Annotated in this window: 11 protein-coding genes and 2 pseudogenes; 9 read left to right on the forward strand and 4 right to left on the reverse strand. The window is 66.9% G+C overall.

Annotated features, from left to right (window positions below):
- From A8G08_RS22080 to A8G08_RS22100, 5 genes are all read left to right on the forward strand, one after another.
- The coding region (locus tag A8G08_RS22080; RefSeq protein ID WP_068278874.1) for an ArdC-like ssDNA-binding domain-containing protein at window positions 1–905 on the forward strand (905 nt) is incomplete at its 5' end.
- Between the two features lie 570 nt (window positions 906–1475).
- The gene (locus tag A8G08_RS22085) at window positions 1476–1835 is read left to right on the forward strand and encodes a hypothetical protein (protein WP_068278876.1); all 360 of its coding nucleotides are present in this window, start codon (window positions 1476–1478) and stop codon (window positions 1833–1835) included.
- Window positions 1836–1863: 28 nt separating this feature from the next.
- On the forward strand, window positions 1864–2094 hold the full coding sequence (gene nrdH, locus A8G08_RS22090) for a glutaredoxin-like protein NrdH (RefSeq protein WP_068278878.1): 231 nt from the start codon (window positions 1864–1866) through the stop codon (window positions 2092–2094).
- A 14-nt stretch (window positions 2095–2108) separates the two neighbouring features.
- Entirely contained in the window at window positions 2109–2375 is a 267-nt protein-coding gene (locus A8G08_RS22095; RefSeq protein WP_068278879.1) for a hypothetical protein, read from the forward strand.
- A gap of 50 nt (window positions 2376–2425) precedes the next feature.
- A complete protein-coding gene (locus A8G08_RS22100) occupies window positions 2426–2989 on the forward strand; it encodes a DnaB-like helicase N-terminal domain-containing protein (RefSeq protein ID WP_068278901.1) in 564 nt (187 codons plus the stop codon).
- Window positions 2990–3054: 65 nt separating this feature from the next.
- Here the strand turns inward: A8G08_RS22100 and A8G08_RS22105 are convergent, their stop codons facing one another.
- Complete coding sequence (locus tag A8G08_RS22105) at window positions 3055–3261, reverse strand: PspC domain-containing protein (RefSeq protein WP_068278906.1); 207 nt, start codon at window positions 3259–3261, stop codon at window positions 3055–3057.
- Between the two features lie 121 nt (window positions 3262–3382).
- Between A8G08_RS22105 and A8G08_RS27660 the strand changes: the two genes are divergently transcribed.
- Window positions 3383–3775: a hypothetical protein gene (locus A8G08_RS27660; RefSeq protein ID WP_187344509.1), complete on the forward strand. Its 393-nt coding sequence runs from the start codon at window positions 3383–3385 to the stop codon at window positions 3773–3775.
- Window positions 3776–3970: 195 nt separating this feature from the next.
- Window positions 3971–4375, forward strand: a complete 405-nt coding sequence (locus A8G08_RS22115) for an STAS domain-containing protein (protein WP_245672948.1) — start codon at window positions 3971–3973, stop codon at window positions 4373–4375.
- Between the two features lie 590 nt (window positions 4376–4965).
- On the opposite strand, the gene A8G08_RS22120 is transcribed toward A8G08_RS22115, so the two are convergent.
- Window positions 4966–5532, reverse strand: coding sequence for a hypothetical protein (locus A8G08_RS22120; protein WP_068278881.1), 567 nt, complete (start codon window positions 5530–5532; stop codon window positions 4966–4968).
- A 101-nt stretch (window positions 5533–5633) separates the two neighbouring features.
- Window positions 5634–6032, reverse strand: a complete 399-nt coding sequence (locus A8G08_RS22125) for a hypothetical protein (protein WP_157108733.1) — start codon at window positions 6030–6032, stop codon at window positions 5634–5636.
- Between the two features lie 288 nt (window positions 6033–6320).
- Here A8G08_RS22125 and mobF point away from each other — a divergent pair, with 288 nt between their 5' ends.
- Window positions 6321–11600, forward strand: a complete 5280-nt coding sequence (mobF, locus tag A8G08_RS22130; protein WP_068278884.1) for a MobF family relaxase — start codon at window positions 6321–6323, stop codon at window positions 11598–11600.
- Here mobF and A8G08_RS28525 read toward each other — a convergent pair.
- Window positions 11567–11803: pseudogene (locus tag A8G08_RS28525) on the reverse strand (hypothetical protein); the annotation flags it as partial. The gene mobF and the pseudogene A8G08_RS28525 sit on opposite strands and share 34 nt — an antisense overlap.
- A gap of 332 nt (window positions 11804–12135) precedes the next feature.
- Here A8G08_RS28525 and A8G08_RS26875 point away from each other — a divergent pair.
- Window positions 12136–12919: pseudogene (locus A8G08_RS26875) on the forward strand (IS110 family transposase); the annotation flags it as partial.
- Window positions 12920–13600 lie beyond the last annotated feature (681 nt).

Genomic DNA, 13600 nt, shown 5'->3' on the forward strand with positions numbered 1-13600 from the left:
GCCCGGTCGGCGACGCCGAACGCACCCGCCGCAGCCGCGAACGTGAGCAGCTCGCCGCACAACTCCGCGATGACTTGGCGGCCAAGGTCGCCGCCCTGGCCGAATCCAACGAATGGCGGCGATTTCTTGACTTCGCCGCCGCGTTTCACACCTACTCGTTCAACAACGTGATCCTGATCCTGTCCCAGCACCCCACCGCAACCCGGGTCGCAGGTTTTCGGCAATGGCAGGACCGCGGCCGTCAGGTCCGCAAGGGCGAGAAGGCCATCCGGATCTACGGCTACAGCCGGCGCACCATCACCAGCACCGACCCCGACACCGGACAAGACACCGAACACACCCTCGCGCGGTTCCCGATCCTGTCCGTGTTCGCCCACGACCAAACCGACCCCATCGAAGGCCACCCCGGCGAACCCGAGCACCCCTGCCAGCGCCTCACCGGCAACGACCCCGCCGACCTGTACCGCCGCACCGCCGCAGTGCTGGTCGCCCGCGGCTGGAGCGTGGAACGCGACCCCATCAGCGGAGAAGCCAACGGCTACACCACCCTCGACGGCTCCCGCCGAATCGTCATCGACGCCCGCCTGTCCCCCGCCCACACCGCGAAAACCCTGCTCCACGAAGCCGCACACGCCGTCCTGCACACCGGGCCCACCAGCGCAGGACCCGATAACGCAACCACAGTCGGACATCGCGGCGTGTGTGAAACCGAAGCCGAATCGGTCGCCTACGTCCTGGCCGCCCTGCACGGACTCGACACCAGCGACTACAGCGTCGGCTACATCGCCGGATGGTCGGGCGCCGACCCCGATCTCATCGCCGCCACCGCCACCCGAGTCCTCGACACCGTGCGCGACCTCGCCGCCGCACTCGACCCCGACACCGACACCGAGCAGCCCCAATGACCCCCCCGGACGTCACGGGGTGCACCCCCCACGGGTGTCGGGCTCGGCGAAAATTTTGCCCACGCTCGCCGCTGCTGGCAGAAACATTCCTATTGTTCACCGGCGCTTCCCACATTCACATTCCGACCGCAGGATGCGTTATTTCTTTCCCTCGCCACAAAGGCAAAAGAATTCGCCGGACGCGGCACGCCCCACCACCACATTTCGAGGAAACCGAAATGACCAGCATCGAGAACCAGCGCCGCCGGGATCGACGAGCGAATGTCGCGACAACACCGGCACCCGACACGAACTCGTGCCCACCCTCGGCTCCCGGCACACCGGATCGCGGACCACCTCCACACACCGGCACCGCGGTCTTCGCCGAAGCAGACGGACTCACCACCGCCCACCCACCGCACGAACAGCGACCGACCCGCCACCGTGATCGAGGCTCCCGGGCACCGAAACGGACTCTCCACCCGATACCAGGCCGCCGGTAGGTCCACCCCGGAACCCGTTGCCGCACTCCGCAATTCTCCACTCCGCGCGGCATCTCAATAATCCCGTTCAACCATTCCGGAGCAGGCGATGAGCATCCACACCAGCCTCACCATCCGCACTCGAGCCGGAGCGGGCACCGAACACCTCGAACACGACAGCACCGACCTCGCGGCCGCGCACATCTGGATCCGCGACCACCTCCCCGCCACGGCACTGCTCGTACTGCTCAACATCTGGACCGAACAGCCCCACACCCCGCCGCGCGACATCTTCCACGCCGCCGGTCCCGCCACCACCATCACCGCCGAACTCGACCAGAAATTCTCACCGGAGCAGAACAACAACAATTCACGGAATATCGACGGAAACGCATCAAGAATTGCCGCCGCACCGTCCGGAAATAATTGTTCACCCACCACGGAATTGCTAGACTGGATGTCATTCTAGGGAATTGTTTCCCTGAAAGGTTTATTCGATGAAAGTCACCGTTTACACCAAGCCCGCCTGCGTGCAATGCACGGCCACATTCCGTGCGCTCGACAAAGCCGGAATCGAATACGACACCATCGACATCACCACCGATTCGCAGGCTCGCGACCACGTGATGAGCCTCGGCTTCCTGCAGGCCCCCGTCGTCATCACCACCAACGACGCGTGGGCCGGCTACCGGCCCGACCGTATCGCCGCCCTCCACCCCGCCGCCTGAACCAGGAACCCTGGATGAGCCTCGCCGACACCAACCACAACGACGCCGCGTGGGCCGACCACGAAGCCGAAATTCTCGCCCTGCGAGGCGAACTCGCACGCGAACTCACCACCGCCGCCACTGCGATCGGCGCCGCGACCCGTGCGCTGGCCACACTCGCCGGAAACCGCGTCTACGACGTGGCAATCGCCGATGGCCCCACCGGGACCGACCTCGAAACGCTACTCACGGCCGCCGGGCGAGACATTCGCGCCGGACTCGACCTCGTCCTACCCGACTGAACTCTCGAATGACATTTCCGCGACCCGCCACCGATTCGGAGGAGAGCATCATGAGCACCGCACCCGCCCCGGTCGCGCTGGGTCCGCTCGGTGATCCGGAAATCCTCGCCACCATCGGCGACGAGGCCATCGACACGCGCGACAGCGGCGGGTTCGAACTCGACCCGGAAGCGCAGTGTCTCAACGCATTGCTCTGGTCGCCTGCGACCACGGTCACCCGTATCGCCGAGCATCTCGACGAGACCGACTTTTATCGCCCCGACTTCGCCGAGCTCTACACCGTCATCGCCCGCCTGGCGCGTGCCGGCCAGGCTCACACCGCGGCCCTGGTCGCCGCCCAACTCCAGCGCACCGCCGGCATGCGCAGCGACTACCTGCGCCGAGCGCTACTCGACGTCGCGATCGGCGACGCCCGCGCCCATGACGCGAACCACTACGCGCTCGCCGTCCTGTCCCAGTCCTATCGGAGGGGTTACATCATCGCCGCTACCCGGCTGAGCCATATCGCCGAGACCGCCGGCGAGGACGAACTGTTCGAGCAGATGTGTGTCCTCGGTCGCGCATGCCATGCAGCCCGCGACCGCCTCCACGCCGCCACGACCGCGCTCACCTGAACCACCGACGCGACCACGGAAACAGACCCGCCCTAAGCGGACGACACCATCGCAGCAGGACCGTTTCACTGTGCGGGCATGATCACGATCGCCGCCAGATAGGCAATGATGGCCGCGCCGCCGCTGAACACGGTCGCCGCGACGAGCGCCAAGCGGATCAGGGTGATGTCCCAGCCTGTGTACTCGGCCAGGCCACCGCACACGCCGGCCACCATCTTGTCGGAACTCGAACGGGTCAGGCGCTTCACGCCACCGCTTTCATAGGTTGTCATGCCTGCCAGTGTTGTTCGCCCGAGCATGCTTACACATCGGGGAAGCACCCGATTTCGACCCTGAATTTTCCGGTGATCGTCGTCGCGAACAGCCCGCCGTGTGTGCCCGTGCTCGGCGACAATGGCGTGCATGGCACGTGACGTCTCCGACGACAACCCACTGACGCCAGCAGAGCAACTCGATTCCGACGAGGTCCGCAACGACGACGGCGACGAGGTCGTCGATCCACCGGAGCAGTGGATCGACGCCGAGGCGAATGAATCCCTCGATGAGCGTCTCGCGTCCGAGGTGCCCGACGTCGGACCCGACGACATCGACCCCACTGACATCGACGCCGCTGACCTCGACCCCGCCGACATCGACGCCCCTGACATCGACGCCGCGGATGATTCGATCCATCTGCAGTCCAACGACGCGATCGATCGGCTGGACCCGACCGTGCACGGTCACACACACGGACAGATCGACGGCACACCCGAGGACGGCGATTCGTTCTTCGACATCAACAAGTGAGCCAACCCGTTCACTCGCCTCCACACCGTCGTCATCGGTGTGGAGTCGAAACGAATCCGGCCTCGCAGCGAACCGAGCGGGTCTCATGTCTCATCGATGTCCCTGTTCAAAGGAACCCCCAGTATGAGAATGTCGTCGTCCGACGTAACAGTCCGCGCGCTGCAGCACGCGGGCTGGTGGAACAGGTGGTGAGCGGTGGCTGAATCGGGGACCGGAGACGAGGCGGCCGCAGGTGCCGAGCCGGGGATCGGATCGAACGAAGTCGAAATCGCCGTGACATGGCACGACAACGTGGTCGTCCTCGGTGTCAGCGGAACGCTCGACATGGTGACCGCACCCCTGCTCGCCGACGCGATCCAGGATTCGCTCGAGAACCGGCCGGTCGCGGTCATCGTGGACCTGACTGGGGTGGAGTTTCTCGCGTCGACGGGCATGACGGTACTCATCGCCACGCACGAACAGATCGGCCGATTCGCGCACTTCGCCGTCGTCGCAGACGGACCCGCGGTCGGCCGACCGCTGCGCCTGGTCGGCCTCGACAAGCTACTCACGATTCACACGACGCTCGATGCAGCCCTCGATGCCGCCGCAGTGAAGTAACCTACGCCCTTCCTCCGCGCCGCGCGCGTCCGAACGATCCGGGCCCGCGAGCACGCCAGTCAGACGCGCGCCGACTCCGAGCGCTGCCGATCCGGCCGACTCCGCCGATCTGTCGCCGGCGCACCCCAGTGGTGTCGACAAGTCGGTGCGCCGACAACTTCGAGGGGCGGCCAGACGAGCCGGATGTTGCCTACCGCTACGGAACCGACATTCGACCCCTCCGTAACACACGGTCGGTCGCGACCGACTCCAGTCGCGACCGATACAACCGTTCGGAACCCCAACGGAGAAGAACCGAACATGAGACCGAAGACGATCGGATACGCGAGTCTCATCGCCGCTGCCCTCGCAGTCGGGACAAATGCCACAGCAACAGCGTCCCCATCGATTAGGCCGAGCGGCGAACAAATCGTGCTGACGGCACCGGCCGGCGAAACATGGGCCTGTCTGCTCGGAACCGCCGGGCCGACCCCGTACAGCGGTGTGCGTGACGAAGTCATCGTCGGCGGCGCGCAGCCGATCGGGACCCTGTGGTTCGCCGGTCAGGACGTCCACATCGCGTGCGTCAGCGCGAGCTTCCCCTTCTTCGTCTACCAGAACGTCCGAGTTCCGACCCCGAGATACGTGCTCCCCCGATGACCGCCCCGGGCCGGGCCTGTCCGGCCCGCGCCGTGCGCTCCGCCGGCACCGAGCACGTCCCCGCAGCCGGGCAGCAGACCCGCACCGCTCAACGCTGCGATCGATACGCGAAACTGACGGTCAATGGCGTCGGTGCGCCATGCGCGCCGACCCGCGCGGCCGGAGGGAACACCTCGCGTGCGGTCGGCCGCCTCGCCCACCCGGTGCCGGGGCGCCATCGCCGAGCGCTGGTGACCCCGGGCCACACCGACGGACGAAGCCCGGACCACCGGATCGTCGGAGGCGAACACGCGCCGCAATCTCAGGTGCAAGGCAATCACTCGCACGATCGCACCACCCGCGCCGAGGGCGAGCACGTCCCGCGCCAGGACCGCGGCATCACTGCCGTGCGACGAGCCGACGCTCGCCGCAGCGAAACTGCCGGCGACCAGACTCGCCGCCAGCCACGACCACAATGCACTTCGGCCGTAGGCCACCAAAACCCACCGCGGGACCGAAGTGAGCTGACGCTGCGCCATGAAATGTGTCCTCCAGATCGGATGCACCGAATAAGTCCCGCGACTTGATACCCCCGGGTACACAATCCCAACCCTGCGGGACGCGGTGACCCGAACCCACGTCACGCCGGACGACCGTCGACACCGACCCCGGCCGCGGCGCCGACGGTCTCGGCCGGACTTGTCGCGGCGTCGCCGCCGTTCTTGAGGATCTTGCGGATTTCGCCGACCGGTTCACCGGTGAGCTCGGCGATGCTGTCCACCGTTTCGCCGCGCTCACGCATCCGCGCGAACGCGTCGACGCGGGTGACAGTGGCTCGCTCACTCGCCTGCCGGAACTCCTCTTCCGCGGAAGCGATCGTCGCGACGCGGCGACGCTCGGCGGTCGCGAGCGTCTCGCTCGCCGCGAACACAACAGCGAGATCCGCTTCGTTCGCCTTTTCCCGTTCCTGGATCGCGGCCATCCGTTCAGCCATCCGTCGGCGGGCCCGGTCGCGCGCATCCTTCTTGGTCGTTGTCACAGTCGGCTCCTTCCGATCGCGACGCCGCCGCCATCGGGCGCATCCAGCCGGCGGATCCTCGATCCGACCGACAATCAACCCCGACATCCGAATGAACCACTCATCCACTCGACCGACGACATCTCCTGACACCGACCGACCCTCACACCCCACTCCCTCCGACACCAGAATCCAGAGACCCCAAACACCTCACACCTCTTGCATTCAGGTCACGGTTCGGTCGCGGGCGTCTCACCCCGTCTCAGCCACAGCCGGTTTCACAGGGAGGGATGACACGTTCGAGGGGTGATGAGTCTGCACAAACTCACCGCCGGGGACGGGTACGAATACCTCACCCGCCAGGTCGCCGCCGCCGATGCGACCGACCTCGGCCGCACCAGCCTCGGCGACTACTACGCCGAGAAAGGCGAATCCCCCGGCACCTGGCTCGGGTCGGGTTTGGCGGGTCTGGACCGCGACGGTAAGTACGGAATCGAGGCTGGGGACCGGGTCACCGAGGAGCAGATGAAGGCAATGTTCGGGGAAGGGTTGCACCCCAACGCCAACGAAATATTGGGTGCCGCGATCGCGGCGGGGCGCAGCGAACAGGTCGCGCTGTCGCTCACGCGGTTGGGGCGTCCGTTCCAGATCTACACCGGCGCCACCAAGTTTCGGGTGGAGGTCGCGCAGCGATTCCAGGCTTTCAACGACGAGATCGGCGCGAAATGGAATGCACCGATCCGCCCCGAGATCCGAGCGGCTGTCCGCACCCAGGTGTCCCAGGAATTCTTCGAGAAGGAGTACGGGCGGGCCCCGTCGGATGAGCGGGAACACTCCGGGTGGATGGCACGCCTGTCGCGCCAGCAGACCGACGCGGTCGCCGGCTATGACTGCACGTTCTCCCCCGTCAAATCCGTGTCCACCCTGTGGGCCCTCGCGCCGCGGGAGGTCGCCGACACCGTCGCCGACTGTCACGACGCCGCCGTGCGGGATGCGGTGCGGTTCCTCGAAACCCACGCCGCCTACACCAGGTTGGGCACCAATGGGGTCGCCCAGGTCGACGCCGACGGGCTCATCGCCGCCGCCTTCACCCACCGCGATTCCCGCGCCGGGGACCCCGACCTACACACCCACCTCGTCATCTCCAACAAAGTCCACACCACCGGGCCGGACGGGCAAACAAGGTGGCTCGCGCTGGATGCGCGGCCCCTGCACAAGCTCACCGTCGCCGCGTCGGAGGTGTACAACACCCGCCTCGAAGCACACCTGGTCGACCGGCTCGCCGTCCGATTCGAGGAACGCCCGAACCCCGATCGGCGCAAACAACCCGTCCGTGAAATCGTCGGCATCGACCCCCAATTGAACGCCGCCTGGTCAGGCAGGCGCGCCGCGATCGAACACCGCATCGGCCAACTCGCCCAACAGTTCCAGCGCGATCACGGTCGCGAACCCACCCCGATCGAAGCTGTCGCGCTCGCGCAAACCGCGAATCTTCAGACCCGCGGCGCCAAACACGAACCCCGCTCCCTCGCCGATCAGCGCGCCACCTGGCACACCGACGCCCAAAATATTCTCGATGGGCCCGATGCGGTGGCGGCGATGCTCGCCGACACCCTCACCCAGCCCGCCGCACCCGGGCCGGCCATCGATGAGTCATGGATCGCCGAGCAGGCTGACCGGATCGTCGACGCCGTCTCGATGCGGCGCGCCCGCTGGCAACCCAACCACCTGCGCGCCGAAGCCGAACGGGTGTTGCGGAGCGCCGAGATACCCGTGACGGACATGGATTCGGTGGCGGGGCGACTGGTGGATGCGGCGTGCGACCCGCGCCGCGCCGTCGCGCTCCGCGCGCCTGTCGAGGGGTCGGAGGGGCTCACTCCGGCGGTGTTGCGGCGCCGCGACGGCACCCCGGTGTACACCACCGCGGGCACCGATCTCTACACCAGCCAAGACATCCTGGCCGCCGAAACCCGGCTGTTGACCGCCGCGAAACGCACCGGCGGCGTCATCGCGCGTGACCTCGACGTGTCGCTGGCGTTGCTCGAAACCGCCGCCAACGGACGCGAACTCAACACCGGCCAAGCCACCCTCGTCCGCGAACTCGCCACCTCCGGACGACGCCTGCAACTCGCGTTGGCGCCTGCGGGGACCGGGAAAACCACGGCCATGCGCACCCTCGCCCGCGCGTGGACCAACACCCCCGGACGCAGCGTGCTCGGGCTCGCCCCGACCGCCGCCGCAGCCGCGGTCCTGCGCGAAGAAATCAACACCAGCACCGATAATCTCGCCAAACTCGACCACCTGATCTACAGCCAAGCGGCCACCGACCCCGCCTCGGTGCGACCCGATATCCGGGCCCGCGCACTGAATCTGGGTGCTGGTTTGCTGCCGGCGACCGCGCTGCCGGGGTGGTTCACATCGATCGGTGCGGGGACGTTGGTGGTGATCGACGAAGCCGGGATGGCGGGCACCCGCGAGCTCGACCTCGCCGTCGCCTATCTGTTGGACCGGGGTGCCGACGTGCGCTTGGTCGCCGACGACCGGCAACTCGCCGCCATCAGTGCGGGCGGGATCCTGCGCGACATCGCCGACACCACGGGCGCGGTCACCCTCTCCCACGTTGTCCGGTTCAGCGACCCCGCTGAAGGCCCCGCCTCCCTCGCCCTGCGCACCGGGGACGACACCGCGCTCGGGTTCTACGCCGACCACGGCCGTATCCACACCGGCTCCGCGGTGTCGATCACCGACGCCGGCTACGAAGCGTGGGCCCGTGATCGCGCCTCCGGCCACGACGCCGTGATGCTCGCCTACACCCGTGACACCGTCAACGACCTCAACGCCCGCGCCCGCACCGACCGCTTGACGCAAGCCGATTCGGACCGTCGAAACGGGCGCCTGAATCGTCTGCAGCGCACACTCGGTCGTGACACCGGCGACCGGGAAGTGGCGCTCGCGGACGGGTTGTGTGCGAGCGTCGGGGATATCGTGTGCACCCGCCGCAACGACCGCCGCCTCGCCATCACCACCACCGACTGGGTCCGCAACGGCGACCGCTGGCACGTCGACCACGTCCACAAAGACGGCAGCCTGCGCGTCCAACACCTCGAACTGCAGCGCACCGTCACCCTGCCCGCGGACTACGTGCGTGAGCACACCACCCTCGGCTACGCACGCACCATCCACGCCGCCCAAGGCCTCACCGCCGACACCTGCCACACCATCCTGTCCGGCAGCGAGACCCGCGAACTGCTCTACGTCGCCGCCACCCGCGGCCGCCACGCCAACCACCTCTACCTCCCCACCGCCAGCGACGGCGACCTACACACCGTCATGACCGCCGACGGACTCCGCCCACCCACCGGCATCGACATGCTCCGCGACATCCTCACCCGGGACGCAGCCGAACCCTCCGCGCACACCACAAGACGCCAACTCGCCGACCCACGTGCCCTGCTCCGGCACGCGGCCGCTGCCTACGACGACGCCGTCGGCGCCGGCGCGGAGCACCACCTCGGTGCCGACTACATGGGTGAGATCGACTACGCCGCGAAGATTTTCGTTCCCGGGATCACCGAGGAGGCGGCGTGGCCGGTGCTGCGCCGCCACCTCGCCACCCTTGCCGTGAATTGCCGCAACCCGATCGAGATGCTCGCCGACACGGTCGCCGAGACCGACCTTCACGGCGCGCGCGACACCGCCGCCGTCCTCGACTGGCGCCTCGACCACACCGGCCGCCACTCACACCAACCCGGACCTCTACCGTGGCTGCCCGCCCTCCCCGACCGCCTCACCGGCCACCACGACTGGGGCCCCTACCTCACCACGCGCGCGTACGAGGTCCAGGCACACGCGCGTCAAGTCGCAGCAATGTCTGCCGAATGGACACCCACCACGGCACCCGTGTGGGCACGTCAGTTCGTCGGCGAGAACGACCGGCTGCTCGCCGATCTGGCGGTGTTCCGTGCCGCGCGTGGCATCCCCGACCACGATCGCCGGCCCACCGGACCGAGCGAATACGCCGCCGCTGCTTGGGTGGAACAACGCCGCCTCCACGACCAAGTCGAGGCGGTCGGCGCCGACACAGCGGCGGCGGCCGCGCGCTGGCAACCCCTCGCCGACACGCTCGACCCCCACCTCGCACACGACCCGTTTTGGCCCGCACTCGCCGACAACCTTGACCAACTCGCGCGTGCCGGCGTCGACATCACCACCCTCACTTGCGCTCTCGTCGACGAACAGGCGCTGCCCGACGAACTCCCCGCCGCCGCACTCTGGTGGCGACTCGCCCGCACCCTCGACCCCGGCGCACTCCAAGCCGACGCAGGCACCACCACCGTCCGCCCAGACTGGACCAACGTCCTCACCGACGCCCTCGGCGCTCACCGCGCCAATAGGGTCATGACCGACCCCGCGTGGCCCACTCTCGTCGCTGCCATCGAATCCGCCCGCCACACCCCTTGGACCCCACACCAACTCCTCGACACCGCCACGGATCTCCTCATGACGGGCCAGGACAACACCCCGGTACGGGGCTCTGACCTTGCTTCCGCACTGGCAGTTCGGATCGAATTGCTCATTCGGGAAACGGCGACGTACACCGCCTCCATGCTTCCTGACCAGCCCCCGATGACCGTCGAGGAGGAAGAACAACTCCTCGCTTACACCGTTCCACAATTCGAGCAGCACGGCACCACAGCTGCAGAAGCCAAACATGCCCCGAGTGCCACAGCGAACGATTCGGATGGACTCGACATTCCGCTTCCGCACGAACCACCCGCCGACGACGAAATCCCGCCGCCACCGGACAGCGAGCTTGCGCCAGTCGACCGCCAACCGGTCGACCCGGCCCAACCGCTGACTTTGCTCGGCGAACTCGCGAGTGCCGAAGCACAATTCCCGCACGCCGTTGCGCGCATCGAGGCCGCACACCGCGCGGCGACCGAAGCTCGCCATCAGGCGCTCGCTTTCGCCCTAGCGCTCGACGCCGGGACCGCGCCCGCAATTCACGACGCTGCTGAACAGCTGGCTCGCATGCGCGCAGCGCATCACCAACAGCGGTCCTACCGCGACGCCGCCATCGATGCCCAGCACGAGTGGATCCTCCTCGACCGCGCCGCAGAAACTGCTGCTGCCCGACTCGCGGTGCTGACCAAAGACTCCAGCGGCGAATCCGCTACACCGACCAGACGGGAACTCGCGGCCGTAGCCACCGACACACGCTACCTCCTCGATCTTGTCGACCAGGCCCGGACCGCGGCGACCGCGTCCATCGACGACCTACGCGGCGCCAACGACGAGCACCGCCTCATCACGGGCCGTGACATCCACCGAGCCGAACAAGCAGCAGAGCGAATCGACCACAACACTCTTAACCGGCTGCGCAACACGGTTGAGGACGCCGAAACTGCTCTCTATCGAGCAGAAGCAATGACGAAAGACCTCTATGATCCGACCGAGAACGCGGCGCCGCCGCGCGTCGCGAGTCGCGAATACTCGGGGAGCAGAGAGCCACAGGCGCACCGCCGATCTGGATTCCGCCAGCACTCGCCTCCCCATCAAGCAACGAGACATGACGGTCTCAACCTCTGACCGGCACACGTCCCAGTCCCTTCCCAATGTTGGGGCCTCGGGCATAGTTCGGGTATCGCGATAACCGACGCCGTCTTGCCGTACGCGTCGGTGTCATTGGCCCGAGCGCCATCGGGGTGAGCGCCAAACCGTTCGGAGCCTTGGCCGACCGGTATACGGGCGGCGACCGTATTGGTGGCGGTGTAGATCACCGACACCGAGTTGGAGTTGGGACCGCCGTTGGTCGACGTAGCGCGGGCGCCATCCGAAAAGGGTGGGGCCCCACGCCAGTCCGACCGCGCGCCCTCGGCATAGGCGCAGCCCTTCCCCCGTTACCTTTCTCGTGGCCCTGGAAGCAGGGCTTCGGTCGCCAGCTCCGGTATGACTTCCTGCCCCTGTCTTTCCAATGATCCGGGGGTGGTGTCGCCGTGAGCTGGCGGCATCGACGGACCGCTGATAGGGACAGGGCCGAGGGTAGGTCGCTTCGTAACGTGGGTGCCGGGCGTCAATGCCGGATCGGCGACCGGACCGGAACGAACGACGAGGAACATGCCACGTGGAACCGAGGTACGCGGTCTATTGCGGTGTTGACGTGGGCAAAGGCGAACACCACGCGGTCGGCCTGAAGGTGGCGGGTCAGCGCTTGTTCGACAAGGCGCTGCCCAACGACGAGGCCAAGCTTCGCGCGATGTTCGACCGGCTCGCCACACATGGGCCGCTGCTGATCGTGGTCGACCAGCCCAACACGATCGGCGCGCTGCCGGTCGCTGTGGCCCGCGCGTGCGGTCACGACATTTCCTACCTGCCCGGGCTGGCGATGCTCCGAATCGCGGATCTGTATCCGGGACAAGCCAAGACCGACGCACGCGATGCCTTCATCATCGCCGCGCTGCCGCAGCAGACCGTCGTCGTGCCCGGCGCCAAGGCTGCCGAGATCGTGTTGCCCAAGCTTGCGGACTCGCTGAAGGCCGCTGTGCAGCAACGCCAGTCGCTCGCGGCGGACATCGAGAGGATGCTCGATGATCAACCTCTTTCCCGAGTCCTGACCTCCATGCCCGGCGTCGGGGGTCAGGACCGGCGCCAGGATTTTGCTCGAGGTCGGCGACGGCTCGACGTTCAAGACCTCCGGGCACCTCGCCGCCTACGCCGGGATCGCGCCCGTGACCCATCGCTCCGGCTCCTCGATCCGGGGCGAGTTCCCGGCCCGCTCGGGCAATCACAAACTCAAACGAGCGCTGTTCCTGTCCGCATTCGCAGCGCTGCACGACCCGGCCAGCCGCGCCTACTACGACCGCAAACGTGCCGAAGGCAAGAAGCACAACGCCGCCCTCATCTGCCTCGTAGGCAACCATCATGTCGCGGAACCGGACTGTTCCGACCCGCGCTATCGGCGTTCCGTCGAACGACCAAGCGGGAAGCCGTTTAGTGTGCTGGATATGCGGGCCTGAGATCGACATAACTCTCGACTGTCGCAATGCGGGCGCATCGACTGCCGATCACGTCGACTCCCGCTCGTCCGGTGGCGAGTTGTTGGACGAACTGAGTCCGGCTCACGGGGGATGCGTTGCTCGCCGGGGATGTCGATCGCAGGGGAGATAGACATGTCCACATCGGCCATTGCAGCGCAGCGAGCCAACGAAACCCAGTGCTGCCGAACGTTTCCGAACTCGCGTGACTGGCATAGCTCGGACTCGTTCACATAGCGACTACGACTCAACTCCGTCGGGCTTCATCGTCGATCGCTGTAGCGTCACGGTTGTGGCGGCAGAACCGATCTACACAACGTTGACAGACGACCATGGCAAGACATCGACTGAACCACTACACGACCCCGGAGGCGTGATTCGCTTCGGGATCGGTGAACCGGGGAATCGGTCCGGCATCTGGCGAATCTGGGCCAACAAGAACCCCCAAGAGCGATGTATATATCGCCGCACGGAACCTGACAGGCACGCAGAAGTGGAGTCTGCACGAATCGGGCGACTATCGGTTCAATGGGTTTCAGTCGACAGCGCAGAGCT

This window comes from Aldersonia kunmingensis (assembly GCF_001646865.1).
GTDB classification, from domain to species: Bacteria; Actinomycetota; Actinomycetes; order Mycobacteriales; family Mycobacteriaceae; genus Aldersonia; species Aldersonia kunmingensis.